Source organism: Alteromonas sp. CyTr2, from assembly GCF_947311905.1.
Classification (GTDB): Bacteria; Pseudomonadota; Gammaproteobacteria; order Enterobacterales; family Alteromonadaceae; genus Alteromonas; species Alteromonas macleodii.
Genome location: NZ_CAMZMZ010000008.1, coordinates 62211 through 79700 on the forward strand (window position 1 = coordinate 62211; position 17490 = coordinate 79700).

General features: G+C 44.8%; 9 protein-coding genes. All 9 read right to left on the bottom strand.

Features of this window, described 5'->3' with window-relative positions:
* Positions 1-6: 6 nt before the first annotated feature.
* The gene (locus QME20_RS06845; protein ID WP_049586295.1) at positions 7-1947 is read right to left on the bottom strand and encodes an ABC transporter ATP-binding protein; all 1941 of its coding nucleotides are present in this window, start codon (positions 1945-1947) and stop codon (positions 7-9) included.
* Positions 1944-2177 carry a glutaredoxin family protein gene (locus QME20_RS06850; RefSeq protein WP_014949555.1) on the bottom strand — a complete coding sequence of 78 codons (234 nt, stop codon included), beginning with the start codon at positions 2175-2177 and terminating at the stop codon, positions 1944-1946. The genes QME20_RS06845 and QME20_RS06850 overlap by 4 nt, the downstream gene beginning before the upstream one ends.
* Positions 2174-4270, bottom strand: a complete 2097-nt coding sequence (rlmKL, locus tag QME20_RS06855; protein WP_281715675.1) for a bifunctional 23S rRNA (guanine(2069)-N(7))-methyltransferase RlmK/23S rRNA (guanine(2445)-N(2))-methyltransferase RlmL — start codon at positions 4268-4270, stop codon at positions 2174-2176. The genes QME20_RS06850 and rlmKL overlap by 4 nt, the downstream gene beginning before the upstream one ends.
* Before the next feature lie 67 nt (positions 4271-4337).
* Positions 4338-5345 carry a quinone-dependent dihydroorotate dehydrogenase gene (gene pyrD / locus QME20_RS06860; protein WP_187446469.1) on the bottom strand — a complete coding sequence of 336 codons (1008 nt, stop codon included), beginning with the start codon at positions 5343-5345 and terminating at the stop codon, positions 4338-4340.
* 166 nt (positions 5346-5511) lie between these two features.
* The gene (locus QME20_RS06865) at positions 5512-10350 is read right to left on the bottom strand and encodes an NAD-glutamate dehydrogenase (protein ID WP_171337036.1); all 4839 of its coding nucleotides are present in this window, start codon (positions 10348-10350) and stop codon (positions 5512-5514) included.
* Between the two features lie 196 nt (positions 10351-10546).
* A complete protein-coding gene (locus tag QME20_RS06870; protein WP_061485905.1) occupies positions 10547-12865 on the bottom strand; it encodes an MMPL family transporter in 2319 nt (772 codons plus the stop codon).
* Between the two features lie 15 nt (positions 12866-12880).
* Positions 12881-13927, bottom strand: coding sequence for a YCF48-related protein (locus QME20_RS06875; RefSeq protein WP_061485904.1), 1047 nt, complete (start codon positions 13925-13927; stop codon positions 12881-12883).
* Between the two features lie 79 nt (positions 13928-14006).
* Positions 14007-15374: a DUF1329 domain-containing protein gene (locus QME20_RS06880; protein ID WP_014949549.1), complete on the bottom strand. Its 1368-nt coding sequence runs from the start codon at positions 15372-15374 to the stop codon at positions 14007-14009.
* 11 nt (positions 15375-15385) lie between these two features.
* Positions 15386-17446 carry a DUF1302 domain-containing protein gene (locus QME20_RS06885; protein WP_171337037.1) on the bottom strand — a complete coding sequence of 687 codons (2061 nt, stop codon included), beginning with the start codon at positions 17444-17446 and terminating at the stop codon, positions 15386-15388.
* Between the last annotated feature and the right edge of the window lie 44 nt (positions 17447-17490).

Here is a 17490-nt window from a genome sequence, read left to right on the forward strand (position 1 = left end):
TCCTATTTACTGCTGATTATCTTCCAGCATACTTTCTAGTTCATCCCAGCGCGCATATTTCTGGGAAAGTAATTCTTCTTTATCTGCCAACTCGGCTAACGCCTTGGCAGTAATGTCACTGTCTTGTTTGAAAAAGTCCGGGTCGTTCACTTTTTCTTGCATAGCCTCAAGCTCTTCCTCAAGTGTTTCTAGTTCTTTCGGTAAGGACTCAAGTTCACGCTGGTCTTTGTATGATAGCTTTTTCGTCTTACGGGGAGAAGACTTAGCACTAGGACTGTCTGAAGCTGAATTAGTTTCATTCTTTACCTTGGCTTTTTCTTCCTTTTCGATTTGCTGACGTTTTTCCTGTTGCTCTTTATACCAGTTTTCTACGTCAGTGAAACCCCCAATAAATTCGCGAAGCATTCCATTACCCTCGAATACCACGCTACTATTTGCTACGTTATCAACAAATTCCCTATCGTGACTGACTAAAAGCACGGTGCCGGTATATTCGTTGAGTAAGGTTTCGAGCATTTCCAAGGTTTCAACGTCTAAGTCATTGGTAGGCTCATCCAGCACCAAAACGTTGCTCGGTTTAAGCATCAGTTTTGCTAGCATCAGGCGGTTTTTTTCTCCACCTGATAGCGACTTAACCGGTGCATTAACGCGTTCAGGCGTAAACAAGTAATCTTGTAAATAGCTGATCACATGGCGTGGGTGACCATTTACCATCAGATCGCGTTTACCGTCGCCTACCGCGTCTATCACAGACTTTTCTAAATCCAGTCCGTGGCGGTGCTGGTCAAAGTAAGCAACTTCAAGGTTAGTGCCTTGTTTGCAGTTGCCGCTATCGGGCTGGAGTTCGCCGAGTAGAAGCTTGATAAGCGTACTTTTACCGCTACCATTAGGACCAATGAGAGCAAGCTTGTCACCACGCAAAACATTCAGGTTTAACCCTTCAACAATAGGCTTGCCTTCAATGCTATAGCTTAAGTCTTTTACTTCAAACACCATCTTTCCAGAGCGCGCGCCCTGGTGTTGATTGACTACCGCATTGCCCTGAACCGCTCTTCTCGCTTTACGCTCCTCGCGTAGTTTTTTCAGCGCTCTTACTCGGCCTTCGTTGCGGGTACGGCGGGCTTTGATGCCCTGACGAATCCATACCTCTTCTTGCGCTAGTTTTTTATCAAACTCAGCGTTTTGTGAAGCTTCAACCTCTAAATCGTGCTGCTTCTTTTCTAAATAAGTTTCGTAGTTACCCGGATAGCTCGTAACCGAGCCGCGGTCAAGGTCAATGATTCGCGTAGCCATGGCACGTATAAATGCACGGTCGTGGCTTACAAACACAATTGCGCCTTGGTAATTACTCAAGCTGGATTCAAGCCAGCGGATCATTTCAATATCAAGGTGGTTAGTTGGTTCGTCTAACAGGAGCAAATCCGGCTGTCGAACAAGCGCACGAGCTAGCGCTGCTTTTCTGCGCCATCCCCCAGAAAGAGTAGATAGCGATATTTCAGGGTCTAGCTTTAGCATGGTTAGCGTCTGTTCAATTTGCTGTTCAAACTGCCACGCGTCTCTGGCTTCTAACTGTTCTTGTAGTCGCTGTAATTTATTTAAATTCGATTCGCTTGGATCTTCACCAACGATACGGGTTTGATGAAAGTAGGCTTTCAGTGTTTCACCTACGTCAGATAAGCCTTCGGCAACATAGTCAAAAAGCGTCACATCGGTAGTTTGGGGCGGGTCCTGCTCTAGGCGCGCAATGACCGTATTATTTTCAATTATACGCTGCCCATCGTCGGCAATAATATCGCCAGCGATAACTTTCATTAGCGTTGATTTACCACTACCGTTGCGACCTACTAAGCAGACGCGCTCTTTAGGCTGTACAACCAGTTCGACACCGTCTAACAGCGGCGGATTCCCATAAATAACAGTGATGTTTTTTAACTGCAAAATGCTCACTGAAGAAACTCCTCTAAATCAGCTGTATTAAAAGGCCAGCCGATTTCTTTTTCATTATCTGCCCGTTTCAAAACGGGGATCCTTGCACCGTACAAATGATAAAGCTCAGTGCTAGTGCGAATGTTAACCTTCTCTATATTAAGCGATGAAAACATAGACGTTTGTTGAAGCTCAACATCGGCTAAGTCGCACAGGCTACATTGCGGCCCGGTGTAAAAATAAATTTTCATGAGCCTAGCACCCAGCACTGATGGATGTTGCCTTTACGTGCAAAATCTTCTGGAATAGTGTCTTTGGTAATATTGTCTACTGACAAGCCCAGTTCACTCATGGCTGTCTCATCTAGCTTAAAGCCACGCTTGTTGTTAGAGAAGATGATGATCCCCTGCTCTTTTAAGCACGCTTTAGCATCGGTAAGCATTTTTACGTGGTCGCGCTGCACATCCCACGTATTTTGCATACGCTTTGAATTCGAAAATGAAGGTGGGTCGATAAAAATTAAGTCGTATTTGCCTTTATGGGTACCTAACCAAGTGGTGCAGTCAGCTTGAATAAAAGCATGAGGCGCAGTGAGTTTGTTCAGCGCTACGTTCTTCTTTGCCCACTCTAAATAAGTATTAGACATATCCACTGTCGTTACAGACTTTGCGCCACCTTTAGCGGCGAATACCGACACACTACCCGTATATGAAAACAAGTTAAGAACGTCTTTGCCTTGGGACAACGCCTGCACTTTTTGGCGGGTATTACGGTGATCTAAGAAAAGGCCTGTGTCCAAGTAGTCAGTAAGGTTAACCAGGAAACGAGCGCCATTTTCAAACACTTCCATCATGTCGCCAGTCTGATTAATTTTCTCGTACTGTTTTGTACCTTTTTGTTGGCTACGCACTTTAAGCGCTATCTGTCTTGGTGAAACACCTGTTACTGCTGGCAAATGAAGCAAGACTTCCTGCAGACGCTTGCGTGCTTTATCTTCAGAAACCGTTTTTGGCGGCGCGTATTCTTGAACGACCAGCCAGTCACCATATCTATCTACGGCAACGTTATAATCTGGCAGGTCAGCATCGTATATGCGGTAACAGTTAGTGTTAGCGTTCTTGATCCAGCCTTTCATGCGTTTGAGGTTTTTCTTCAAACGATTAGCAAACTCGTGGTTGCTAGCGTCCTCGCTAAACTGTACCGTGTTTTCTTCATCCAACACATAATTCGCTAAACGACATTCCAGCTTACCGTTATTCATGGCATAGTCTTTGGTGGCGCGAAGCTTTAAAACCCGAAGCAAATCACGATTGCTGCTAAGAAGCGACACATGCCATCCCTTCCAGGCTTCTTTAAAACGCTTACCCCAATCACTAAATAGCGGTATTAACGATGTTAGCTCGCCCAAACGTTCTCCGTAAGGAGGGTTTGAAACGACGTAGCCTGGTGTCGCAACGGGAGGAGAAGATTTTGTTGCGTCTTGCTGTGAGAACGAAATATCGTTAAACACGCCAGCAAAATCAGCGTTTGCTTTTGCAATTGCTACCATTTTACGGCTGAAATCACCCGCGTAAATACCGCTGCAGCTTGGCTTTTGCGCGGAAATAGCATGTTCGACTAGCTCATCCCACACTTTCGCTTCGTGGCCGAGCCACTTAGTAAAGCCCCAATACATACGCTTTATACCTGGCGCAATATTGCGAGCGATGTAGGCTGCCTCAATCGCGATGGTGCCCGAGCCACACATCAAATCGACCAATGGCGCATCGGTATTCTCTGTCCATCCACTACGCATTAGCATTGCGCTTGCGATATGCTCTTTAAGCGGCGCGTCACCGGTTTCTTGTCGGTATGCGCGTTGGTGCAGACTTGCCCCCGCTAAATCTATGCCTAAAATTACATTATCGCGATGTAGTCTTGCATACACAGAAATATCAGGGCTTTTCCGTTCTACTGATGGGCGCGGTAAGCCCTGCTCTACGAACGAATCGACTATGGCGTCTTTAACACGAACCGCACCAAATTGGGTGTTTTTTATGGCAAAGTTTGTGCCGATAAACTGTACAGATAAGGTATGACGTGAATCCATCTGCATTTGCCAGTCAATACCCATAGCCGTATTATACAGTGCATCTGCGTCACCTGCTTTTCCTGATGCAAGCACCCAAATTACGCGGTTGGCTAAGCGTGACCATAAGCAAAGTTTATACGCATCTTCCTTTGAGCCTTCAAACTGAATAGTGCCAGGCCCTTGCTTAACTTGCGCATCAGGGCAAAGGCGTAGCACTTCTTGTTTTAATAGTTCGTCAAGACCGCGACTGGTCGTAACCAGAATAGTATTCATTCATGTACCTGTTTTTGATGTACGTGCTTAAGAAAAAGCACGTACACGAGAGATTGGTTTGGGTATATTATAACGCGTTTACGATGCGTTTAACGAGCGATGGGCCTTGATAAATAAAAGCCGAGTAGACCTGCACCAGTGATGCGCCAGCGTCCAAGCGTGCTTGTGCCGCTTCGGGTGAGTCAATACCACCAACGCCAATAATAGGAATAGCGCGGTCAAGTGCTTTGTTTAGCTTGCGTGTTACTTCTAAGCTCATATCTGTCATAACCGAGCCACTTAAACCGCCCATTTCCTCAGCGTGCTGTAATCCGGCAACGGCATCACGTGAAAGTGTCGTATTAGTAGCAATTACACCATCCATTTTGCTATTAATTAGCGAAGCAGCAATACTGTCAATTTCCACATCGCTCAAATCTGGCGCTATTTTAATGAACAGCGGCACATATTTACCGTGGGTTTGCGTTAGCGTTTCCTGTGCTGCTTTTAGGCCAACTAACAGCTTATCGAGCGCTTCACCGTATTGGAGGTTTCTTAGGCCAGGTGTGTTCGGTGACGAAATGTTAATAGTGACGTAGCTTGCGTAAGGATAAACTTTGTTTAAACAAATCAGGTAATCGTCGAGCGCATTCGCTTCTTCGGTATCTTTATTTTTACCAATATTAATACCAATAGGCCCTTTAAACTGAGCCTTTTTCACCTGTTCTACAAGATGATCAACACCTTTATTATTAAATCCCATGCGATTAATAATGGCGTGCTTTTCCGGAATTCTGAATAAACGAGGTTTTGGGTTTCCTGGCTGCGGACGAGGCGTTACCGTGCCTATCTCAACAAAACCAAATCCCATGCTCGCAAATGCGTCAATACAATCGCCGTTCTTATCAAGCCCGGCGGCAAGTCCTACCGGATTATCGAAGGTCATGCCTGCAACGGTAACGGGCTTTTTTATCGTCGGTGTGCTGTACATCCATTTCAGCGGTGTATGTTGGGTCTTGTTTAACCAGTTAATGGTGAAATTGTGACTTTTTTCAGGTTCACACTGAAGCAAGAATTTTTGCACTAGAGATTGCATGGTTATTATTACCGCTCGCTAATTAAGGGCCTGTTGATCATCAAGGTATATTGCGCTTGTATAAGGTTTGCTTTTACAAACGATGCTGCAAAAATGTACAGCAATGTTCAATCGGCCAATAAAAAGCCCTGATAAACAGGGCTTAATTCATTAAGGTGCGTGTATTCTAATGGTTAGACTTCACGCTTAAAAGCATCAATTCACGTAAAGCGACAGAAAATTTCGCAAATTCGTGCGTTGTACTGGTCTTAAACTCAGACATCATGTGATACCAGCGCTTAAGTAGGACCTGATTGCTTTCAATCCACTCATCAAGAATTTGATCTGCACTACTTACGTCTTCGCGAGAAGCTAAAAGATTTGCTGCAATGGAACGCTGCTGCCAATCTAACTCTTCACGATACGAGGCGCGAGCTAACGCTTGCCAGTGGTTGCTTACCGCCTGGTTGTTTATCTGATCTAAGAACCAGTGAAGTTCTAAACGAGAACCTAGCTGGTAGTAAAGCTTAGCGACTACATCGGTATCGTGCTTATCTGCTTCAACGATTTGCGCAAGGTCAAAGCTAGAGAACATGTTAGAGAAGCTTGCAACCTGATAAGCGATGTCTTCTGGTACACCTTTATCAATGTATTTCTGCGTAGCGTTTTCAAGCTGAGTAAATTCGCTTTTAACCAAGTAGTTTTGCAGGTTCTTCGATAATATATCGAAGGTACCACGGTAGCTCGCGATGGCTTCTTCAATGGATTGCGTCTTATTACCGTGGCGAATATACCAGCGCGAAGCGCGACGCATAATTCTACGTGCTTCATCTAACATTTTAAGCTGTAGCTGAGCTGGAATAACGTTATCCAGTTGTTCGATGCGCTCCCACAGCGTCTTCATATTAAAGATACCGTGAACAATTGCGTATGCGTCAGCAATTTCGCTCACACTTGCGCCAGTTTCTTCCTGCATCCTAAACACGAAGTTAAGGCCCATGTCGTTAACCATGTTGTTGGTTAACTTAGTCGCAATAATTTCGCTTCTAAGCGGATGCTGTTGCATGTGTGTTGCGAATTTTTCGCGGAGCACTTTAGGGAAGGCTTCTACTAACAACTTACCGTGGTAAGGATTGTCAGTAATTTCCGGAATATTAAGCGCATCTTTAAGTACCATTTTGCCGTACGCAATCAATACGCTTAACTCTGGGCGAGTTAAACCTTGATCCGTGGCTACGCGATCAGAAATCTCATCGTCACTTGGAATAAATTCCAATTCACGGTTTAGCTGACCTTCACGCTCAAGACCGTGGATGAAGCGAAGCTGTTCTTTAAGTTGCTTAACGCCAGCTAACTCAGTAATAGAGATAGACTGAGTTTGACGGTAGCAGTCTTTCAGTACAATTCGACTTACATCGTCGGTCATATCGTAGAGCAACTTATTACGCTGTTTAAGCGTAAGTTCACCGTCGTTAACTAGGCTGTTAAGCAAGATTTTGATGTTTACTTCGTTATCAGAGCAATCAACCCCACCTACGTTATCGATGAAGTCAGTGTTAACTCGGCCACCGTTAGACGCATATTCAATACGACCTAACTGCGTTAGACCTAAGTTACCGCCCTCGCCCACAATTTTAGCTTGTACGTCACGACCATTGACGCGTAAGTCATCATTAGCACGGTCACCTACGTCTGAGTGAGATTCTTTCTTGCTCTTAATATACGTACCGATTCCACCGTTCCACAGTAGGTCGACTGGCATTTTCAATATATTGTGAATTAGCTCATTAGGCGTCATCGTTAGCTGACGCGTACCTAACCACTTTTTCATTTCAGGTGTAAGCTTGATAGATTTAGACGCGCGGCTAAATACGCCACCGCCTTTTGAAATCAGCTTACTGTCATAGTCTTCCCAGCTTAGGCTTGGGTTCTCAAACAGGCGTTGACGCTCTTTATAACTTGCTGCTGCATCTGGGCTTGGATCGAAGAAAATATGTAAATGGTTAAACGCAGCGATTAGTCGCGTATGCTCTGATAGCAACATACCGTTACCGAATACGTCACCTGCCATGTCGCCCACACCAACAGCGGTAAAGTCAGTGGTCTGACAGTCGATACCAATTTCTCTGAAATGACGTTTAACCGACTCCCATCCGCCGCGTGCAGTAATACCCATTTTCTTATGGTCGTATCCAATACTACCGCCAGATGCAAATGCATCGCCCAGCCAAAACCCAAACTCTTCTGCAATACCGTTTGCGATATCAGAGAACGTGGCAGTGCCTTTATCTGCAGCAACAACCAAATAAGGGTCGTCATCATCAAGGCGAACAACATCCTTAGGGGGAACAATTTCACCATTTACAATGTTGTCAGTAATATCTAACAAGCTGGTGATGAAAGTGCGATAGCATGCTTGGCCTTCAGCCTGAATAGCTGCGCGACCTTCGCCTACAGGTAGGTTCTTACAAACGAAACCACCTTTTGCACCAACCGGCACGATCACCGTGTTTTTAACTTGTTGCGCTTTTACTAGGCCGAGTACTTCTGTTCTGAAGTCTTCTTGTCTATCAGACCAACGAAGACCGCCGCGGGCAACTTTGCCGCCACGCAGGTGCACACCTTCAACGCGAGGACTGTAAACAAAAATTTCAAACTTAGGCAGTGGTAATGGCATGTCAGGAATGAGTTCAGGCATCATCTTAAATGATACATATGATTTTTCATTGCCGGCATCGTCTGCCTGATAGAAGTTTGTACGTAACGTTGCAGACATCATATCCAGATAACGACGAATAATTCGGTCATCATCCAAGTTGCTAACGTTATCTAACTGTTCCTTAATAGTCTCAAGAATACCTTCCTCTTTTTTCTCATTGCGCTTTTTCTTAGGATTAAAACGCTGGTCGAAAAAGTCTACGAGTAAACGAGCAATGTCTGGATAGTTAGCTAGTGTGTTTGCGATGTAGTCACGGCTGAAAGAACTGCCGGTCTGGCGCATGTATTTAGCATAAGCACGGAGTACCGTAACTTTACGGCCAGTCATATTCGCGCCAAGGATAAGGCGGTTAAACGCGTCGTCTTCTAGTGTCTTGTACCACACTTTGGCGAAGGCATCTTGAAAGAGAATCTGGGCGTTTTCCATGTCAAAGTGCTGACCACTTTTATGTAACATGGTGAAGTCCATGACCCAGTTACGTTCACCTTCTGAACACGTGACTTTATAAGGACTTTCATCGATTACGCGTAACCCAAAATTCTCAAGCATCGGTAACACGTCAGACAAATGGATAGGCTCGGCACGGTGGAAAAGCTTAAGCTTAACTACCTGGCTGTCAGCGTCTTCTTCTTGTGGACGATAGAACAACATATCCAGTGTGTGGTTGTCGTCTAACATCTCTAGTTTGCCAATATCTACAAGCGCTGCTGACGGTAGGTTATGCTCCATATAGCTGCGAGAGAAAGCATTGTTGTATTTGCGTTCCAACGCTTTACCCGAAGCCTCACCGTGTGCCGCTGAAATAGCTGACGCGAGTCTGTCATTCCAGGTTTTGGTCAACTCAATAATGTTTTGCTCTATTTCCTTCACATCGAATTCCGCGTTGTTGTCGTTGACTCTAGCAATGTAATGCGTACGGGCATATACAGACTCTGAGAAGAACGTAGTAAATTCCACTTCTTCAGTTGCGCCCAATGACGCTTTAAGTAGCGCTTGGGTTTCTTTGCGTAACTGGGTGTTATAGCGCTCTCTTGGCACAAACACCATGCACGAGAAAAAGCGGCCAAAAATGTCTTTTCGAATGAATAAACGTGAAATTCCACGCTCTTGCATTTGAAAAATACCCATCACAATTTGCGCTAGCTCTTCCGCTGGCGTTTGTAGCAACTCATCTCGTGGGTAGGTTTCTATAATATTTGCAAACGCTTTGTATGCGTGAGTTCCAGGCTCGAAACCAGATAGCTCACAAATACGTTTGATTTTTTCACGTAAAATCGGAAGCTGAGTTACGCTGTTGTTATAGAAAGAGGCAGAATACAGACCTAAAAAGCGGTGCTCACCAACAACCTGACCTTCTTTGTTAAACACCTTCACGCCTACATAGTCCATATATGCAGGACGGTGTACTCGCGCGCGCGAATTTGTTTTGGTCAGAATCAATGGGTTTTTGCTAAGCGCTTCCGCACGGGCCGACGCAGGTAAGCGAGACAACAAACGCTCTCGGTCGTTTACTGAGTTTTTAAGCAAACCCAAACTGGTGTCGTTTTGAGGGATCCATCTATGGTCCCCTTCAATGGCTTTAACGTCATAATAACGGTAACCCATCATTGTGAAGTTGTGATCGCCTAACCATTCTAAGTAAGCTTTAGTTTGCTTTTTGGCTTCTGCAGATACAGGCCAGTTAAATTTAGCATTGTTTTTAATTACGTCTTGCAAGGTATTTGTCATGCCTTGCCAGTCTTGAACTGCCAGAGAAACTTCATCAACGACAGAGTGCAGTTCTTGTGTTAGAGCATCGATATCTTTTTTCGATGTTTGTCTATCGATTTCGATAAAGATGACCGTTTCTTTTTTCGCACCTTCAAGCGATTGGCCTGGCTCAGCAAACGCTTCAACTTTGTTCGCTTTGTCGCGCTTAATGCCAATTGGGCTGTGAAGGAATAAATGTGCGGTGATGTTCAAACGATTTAGCAACATGCGCACCGAGTCAACCAAGAATGGCATATCCGACACAATAATCTCAACAATTGTGTGGCTTGAGTGCCAGCCGTGTTTGGCAATTTCCGGGTTAAATACGCGTATGTATGGCGACGTATGTTCAAACTTCGCCAAGCCATTCCATAAACTAAGTGTTGCACCATAAAGGTCGCTGTCGTTGCGATTTTCTAGGTCATCGCTTGAAATATTTTTATACAACAGACGTCCGAATTGCTGCACAAGAGACTTCTGCTTGGTATCTACTTTTTTGTCGATAAGTGCAAATACATTGTCTAGCAGTACTGAGTGTCGCTGTGAGGTGACTGTCATTTGTTAACCTTTTTTGAATGTCGTAATACCAATCCAGCTTGGTATAAGTGCCGAGTACCTAACTATTTTCTCTAATAAATGACGCTAATGAAAGCCCATTTTTAACCTTATATTAACAGCATAGATAAGTATGCAGAAAACACCCAAAAAAAAGGGCCTAAAGGCCCTTTTTAATGCTTAGCTATGCAAAAATATTTTATGCATCAGGGTCATTCTTGTTCCACCATAGGAATCTTGCTAGTGCAGGCAGTACAATTATTGCTCCAAGCATGTTCACGACGAACATAAATGTAAGCAAAATGCCCATATCCATTTGGAACTTAAGCGAAGAGAACACCCATGTGCTCACGCCTATTGCCAGCGTAATACCGGTAAATAGCACAGCACTTCCACGTTCTTTTAATGCAGCGAAATATGCTTCTTGAACGGTAGCGCCTTTCTTCAGCATTAAGCTCTTGGTAGAGAGTATATAAATACCATAGTCCACACCTATACCCACGCCAAGTGCGATAACTGGTAATGTAGAAACGGTGAGGCCAATTTGAAGGTATGTCATTAAGGCTTGCGCCAGTACAGACACCACATACAGCGGAATAACAACAACTAACGTAGCACGCAGCGAGCGGAAGCTAACTAGACACAACGCAATAACGGCGCCAAATACATAAAGCATCATAGGGTCCTGCGCTGCACTAACTGCTTCATTAGTTGCGGCCATCACGCCAACAGGCCCAGAAGCAAGACTGAACTTCATATCATCGGTTTGATATTCATCGCGATACGCTTTTACCGCTTCAACGACACGAGAGATCGTTTCTGCTTTGTGGTCCTCCATAAACAGAATAATTGGCATGACCGAGCAGTCGCCGTTAAGTAAGCCAGACGATGTGGGAACGCGAGAAATTGCCTGCACCAATGTTTGCTGGTTACGAGGGAGTACCTGCCACTTAACGTTGCCTTCGTTGTAACCTGCGTTAACAATTTTTGCTACAGATGCCAACGAAACCGCCGATTGAACGCCTTGAACATTTTCCATTTTCCACTGGAAATCGTCCATGGCCTTCATCACGCTGTGTGACGTACAAGCTTCTGGTGTGGTTTCAACCAAAATAGAAATGTAATCTACCGTTACTTCGTACTTATCGGTAATCAGGAAAGTGTCCTGATTGTAGCGTGATGTTTCATGAAGCGCAGGTGCACCCGCATGTAAGTCCCCTATCTTCATATTCTGAGCTTGGAAATGACCAAACACGAATAGGATAGCAGTAACGATAAGAATTATTGCCGCAGGCTTTTTACGTGAACAAGCAGCAATGACTTCCCAGAATTTCGAATTAGCGTTTTCTTTACCCGCGAATTTTTCGACATATTTCTGGTCAAGTTTTAAGAAGCTCATCAGCACAGGCAGCAGCAACAAGTTGGTAAGAATGATTACCGCTACACCCATACTTGCCGTAATCGCCAACTCGCGAATAATGCCGATATCGATTACTAATAACGTCATAAAGCCAACCGTATCAGATAACAATGCAATTCCGCCTGGAACCAGCAAGTTTCTGAATGCCGCCATAGATGCCCGTTTAGCACCAATACCGGTTACTGCTTGTTTTTCTACCGCGTTAATCATTTGTACGCCGTGGCTCACACCAATGGCAAATACCAAAAATGGCACCAGTATTGACATAGGGTCCATACCAAAGCCAATTGAAGTAAGCAGGCCTAGCTGCCAGATAACGGCAATGATTGAGCATACTAATGGCAATAACGTAAGCATGATGCTGCGCGAGAAGAAATACACCATTACGGCAGTAATCGCGATAGCAATGGCGAAAAAGATCAACACGTCTTTTGCACCGTCGGCCACATCGCCAATCATTTTCGCAAAGCCAATTATATGAATAGACGTATTTTCGTTTTCATATTGACCGCGAAGCTGCTCTTCAAGCTCTGCTGCTAATGCCAATGTATTGAGAGGCTCGCCAGTTTGCGGGTCAATATCGAGCAATTGCGCTGTTACCATTGCGCAGCTGTAATCACTGGATACTTGTCTTCCGACAATGTTTGCCTTTTCTACGTTAGCTGCCACCAACTCTAATGCTTCTGGGCTTGCAGAATTAAAGTCGGCAGGAATGACTGGCCCGCCTGCAAAGCCGCCTTCTACAATTTCAGTAAAGCGGGTTGAAGGAGAGAAAAGCGAAATAACTAACGAACGGTTCACCCCATTAATAAAGAAGAGTTGGTCGTGAACATTCTTTAAGGTATCGAAGAAGTTTTGATTGTAGATGTTATCGTTTTTATCACAAACAGAAACTAATATATTGTTAGCGCCACCAAAATCTTGGCGGTGCTCAATGTACGTTTTCATGTATTCGTGATTTAGCGGTATGTTCTTTTCAAAACCTGCGTCTAAGCGCATTTGTGAAGCTTGGTAACCAAGGAAAACTGTGGCTATAGCAAACAAGGCTACGACAATTTTACGGTTTCCGAATACTAATTTTTCAAGAAAATGGGTCATTGTTTTTATACTGCCCTATTTTAAATTCAACGTTTTAATGCCATTCGCAGTAACGGCAATATTCTTACCATTAAACTGTGTTGCATTAAGAAGCGCGGCTTTGTCTTTAATTTGTGAAACGACAATGCCTTCATCAGCTTCGCAATCTGAAAGGTTTGCATAGGGGTCTCGCATACTGGTGGGTAAAGGTCGCTGTGCGCTTACCATCATCCCGTTGTTACCCAAAGCATAAACCTTCGATTCAGAACCAATTAGAATTGAATTTAGTGTGCTGGTTGAGCAAGTTTGTACGTATTCCCACTCACCTTCGTTTCTGTTAACAAATATATTTCCGCGAAGGCCAACCGCTAGAACGGTATTTTCATCAAGCGGCTTAATATCGAAAAACGATCCTGTATAGTCGACGTAATACCGTTCCCACGATTCTCCCATATTGGTACTTTTGGCTAGCAGACCGGCTTCGCCTGCTAGGTAAAGCGTATCACCATCAAGGGTAATTCTGTTTAAGTGGGGTAAAATAGATTCAAGTTCTTGCTGATAGAAGTCTTCATCTTCTTTTCGAATATCTTCAAGGTATTCTTGATCCATTGGGTCAAGCAGACTGGCATGACGTTCTGCCGTCCACGTTTTTCCACCGTCTAAGGTTCGATAGAACAAGCCATAGGCACCTGTAGCAATCCCCTGCTTTTCATTGAAGAATAATACGTCTAGAAATGGGCGCTGAAGGTCAGGTTGGAAATTTTGTATCTCCCACGTCTCGCCTTTATCTGAAGAATGAAGAATGACAGCGTCGTGGCCCACTGCCCAAATATTATCACCTACAACAGTTGTCGCTGTAAGCGTTGATTGTGTTGGTACGGCTTTTTGATTAAATGCCTCACCATCCTCTGAAACTAACACGTGACCGCGTTCACCGACAATAACGACAAATGTATCAGCGTCTATGTCCAAAAGAACCGATTGCTCAACCAATGGTGCCATGAATGCTTCTTCGGCGATTGCAGTTGTAGAGTAATTAACTGCGAAAGTGGCGGCAATGCACGCTGCAATGGTTTTTTTCATAATTAACCATTCCCCCTATTTATAATTGTCTGCATACAAAAACGGCTGGCAATTGCCAACCGTTTGTTGTTTAAGGCGATTAGCGCATACCTTCTCGTCGTAACGCCTGAGGTGTGAATTCCACATCTCGTGGGCGAACGGTGAAGTCGTACATCTCTTCTTCGTTATCGAGGCCAATAGCCAGGTAACGACGTGAGTTCAAGTCATGGTACACATCCAGAGTAGACCACTGGGTAGGTACTTCATAATAGTTCACACCATACGCTACACCAACACGATAAAGTTCGCCACGATTATCATACATATCAGCAACTTGAATTTGCCAGCTATCTTCATCAATGAAGAATACACGCTTTTGATAAATATGACGGAAACCGTCTTTCAATGTGGCTTCTACTTCCCAAACGCGGTGTTTTTCCCAACGTGTTAGGTCTGGGTTAACGTGGTTTGGCTTTAAGATGTCATCGTACTTCGCATTATCTGAATGAAGTGCATAGTTGTTGTATGCAACGAACATTTCTTTCTTACCCACTAACTTCCAGTTGTAACGGTTTGGTGAACCGTTAAACATATCAAAGTCATCGGTAGTACGAAGGCCATCAGCTGCGGTTCCAGGTGTATCATAAGCAATGTTTGGTGCTAGACGTACACGGCGCTGACCCGTGTTGTAGGTCCATGCTTTACGCGGCTCTTTTACTTGGTCAACTGTTTCATGTACAAGCAGCGCTGTACCCGCCAAACGAGCAGGCTTTGTTACTTTTTGTTTAAACATGAAAAGGACGTTTTCGTCAGTAAGCTTTTCTGGTGTAGCACCTTCTTCTGCGTACTTAATTAATAACTGCTCGTCAAAACCGATTACGTTGTAATCACCACCAGTTGTTACCGCAGCTTGACCACCATTACGCTGAACCGCTTCACCGCGATAGCGAAGTATATGGTTCCAAATTGCTTCAAGACCATTTTGTGGAATTGGGAACGGAATACCGAGAACAGCCCCTTTAATTCCGTTACCGCCGTCTAATAGCTCCGCGCTAGTTGCATTTACCTTAGTTGCATCGTAGATAGCCTGGGGATTAGACGCAGAACGACGCGTTGGGTAAACCGGCATACGGAAGGTTTCAGGGTAAGCTTCGAAAAGCTTTTTCTGACCTTCAGATAGAAAGTCCGCATATTCTTTGTAGTTTTGTGCCGTGATTTCAAATAGCACTTTATCTTCAGGGTACGGGTCTGGATGGTGATCACCCACTGTGTAGCCCGCTGGTGCTGAAGTAATACCGCCAGTCCACGCTGGGATACTGCCGTCTGCATTACCTGCTTTCATAGCGCCCAGTGGCGTCAATTCGTTACCTAGTTTATTGGCATCTGCGTCAGACACCTTTGCCATCGCGCTTGCACCTGACAGAGCAAGTGATAAAGCCGCAGCGATAATTCCTACTTTTCTAATCATAAATACCACTCTTAGATTGCATATTTGATGTTAAATGAAACGAAGTCTCTGTCTGATAGCGCATTAGTAGTACCAATACCGCCCCAGAAAGCGCTGTACGACGCTGTTGCTGACCACTTGCTTAGGTAGTCGAACGTCAATGAAATTGCAGCAGACTTAACATCTTCTGTGAAAAGGAATAGAGGGTCTGGTGTTGTACCCTCTACATCGTGAGAGAATGTTGCACGAGCACGTAAGTTAATTCCGGCCATGATGTCGTTGTAATCAGCAACAGCAAGTAAACGGTAACCCCACGCATCGTCAGTAGCAAACGGGTTAGTCTCTGGTCCGCCTGATAGCGCTTGGTGTAAACCTTCACGACTATTGCCATTGATAGGCTCTAGTGACGGCGTACGTGCTGTACCAGGCGCATTTAAGCGAATTACGTTCGGATCTGGCATATCTACAACGTTCACATAGCCTACTTCGCCTAATAGTACGAAGTTGTCAGAACCAAATTTAGGGCCAAATACGTGTGAGGCAGTAAACTGCATTTGCCATGTATCAGAGAATAGATAACCTTCCGCTGTCTCGCCTGGTCCTACTGCACGACCAATGTTGTTGAGCTGGGAGATACCCGCTAAGTCTGGACGTAGCCCCGCATTTGCCAATTGCTCTGGCATCCCCATATACAGCAATTCAACATCATCGATTTGAAGCGGCTCATCCACGCGGTAAGCAAATTCACCCGCAAGAGCCGTAGTACCGATATTAGTGTTAAAGCTCATACCATAGAGTTTGATATCTTCTGGGTAGAAGAACTCTGACTGTGTAAATGCACCCAGTTCAGTGATGTTGTCGCGAGTAACGGTATTAGATGCTAGGAACGCGAGATCTGCGCCAATACCTTCAGCAGTAAAGTCTGATGTCTTACCTGAAATAAGCGGGCGTTGGCTGTGGTAATTGATGTGATAGAAACTAAACTCTGTTTCATTCAAATTCTCGGCAAACCACGTCAAGCGTAAACCGTATTGACCTTGATCGTCGGCGTCGTTGTGCGCTGCGTCAGAAAAACCACGAATAGCCACTTTGGTTGGATAAGCAAGGTAGGCTTGCGAAATGTCCTCTGGATTAGCGCCAGAGCGAAGTAAATCACCGTATCCGTTTAACGCAGTGAGAAGGTGATCTAAGTCGATGTCTGGGTTACCACTGAAACCAAGCTGGACGTTTTGGCGTTGACCGCCCTCACCTGCAAAATCGTTGCCCGCGAAGTAACTGCCAGAAACTGGAAGCCAGCTGCGCTGCCATTCGTACTGGTAATAACCAGAAATACTCACTGTGTCAGTCAAACCTAAAGACGCGTACACCATCCCTACTGGAAGGAATACTTCTTTAAGTTCTGCACCTGGAGCACGAGCTCGTGTTACATCAACAGGGTTCGTTGTGTTAATACCGTGCTGGATGAATGTACTTTCACCCCAACTGATCACCTGACGGCCTACACGAAGCGTAAGTGGTTTGTCGCCAATCCACCAGTCGCCATAGAAGAATGCGTCGTAAAGACGTACATCGGTACACAGTAGGTCTTCTGCTTCAGGGTCTTGACACAAGTCGTATTGGTTACCCGTTATTGGGTTAGAGTATGGACGGTCGCCGTCCATTTGCTCAAAGTCGTAGAACCAGAAACCACGGGCGAAGAAACCATAGTCGCCAAAATTGATATCTAATTCATGAGTACCTGAAATTTGCGTTGCAAACGCGTCACCTGGATCGTGTGCAAGGTTACCAAGGTCACCATTGGTGGAATAACCGCCATCTGCTAAACCCCACACGTCGCCACTTGGGTATAAAGGGTTGAAAGCTGCGTGATAACCGCTCCAGTCGAATTGAGGATGGTTACTGTTACCTATAAGGTCGTAATCTCTTGCCTCTGTTCGAATACTTGTAGCTAATGTAAATGTTGAATCTAAAGATATACTTACATCACCCACTTGCCAATTCGCAGCGTGTGCTGGTACTGCAGCAGCACCTAGCAGTGAGAGAACTCCCGCTGCTACCGGTGATATCTTAAAAGCGCTAGGCCCGTTTTTCATATTTTTATACTCCCAAGTCGATGTGACTTAATACGTGACATCAT

Bases quoted from the DNA above. Each gene is read 5' to 3' on its own strand.
- QME20_RS06850 (WP_014949555.1), bottom strand. From the start codon at position 2,177: ATGAAAATTTATTTTTACACCGGGCCGCAATGTAGCCTGTGCGACTTA.
- rlmKL (WP_281715675.1), bottom strand. From the start codon at position 4,270: ATGAATACTATTCTGGTTACGACCAGTCGCGGTCTTGACGAACTATTA.
- pyrD (WP_187446469.1), bottom strand. From the start codon at position 5,345: ATGCAATCTCTAGTGCAAAAATTCTTGCTTCAGTGTGAACCTGAAAAA.
- QME20_RS06865 (WP_171337036.1), bottom strand. From the start codon at position 10,350: ATGACAGTCACCTCACAGCGACACTCAGTACTGCTAGACAATGTATTT.
- QME20_RS06870 (WP_061485905.1), bottom strand. From the start codon at position 12,865: ATGACCCATTTTCTTGAAAAATTAGTATTCGGAAACCGTAAAATTGTC.
- QME20_RS06875 (WP_061485904.1), bottom strand. From the start codon at position 13,927: ATGAAAAAAACCATTGCAGCGTGCATTGCCGCCACTTTCGCAGTTAAT.
- QME20_RS06880 (WP_014949549.1), bottom strand. From the start codon at position 15,374: ATGATTAGAAAAGTAGGAATTATCGCTGCGGCTTTATCACTTGCTCTG.
- QME20_RS06885 (WP_171337037.1), bottom strand. From the start codon at position 17,446: ATGAAAAACGGGCCTAGCGCTTTTAAGATATCACCGGTAGCAGCGGGA.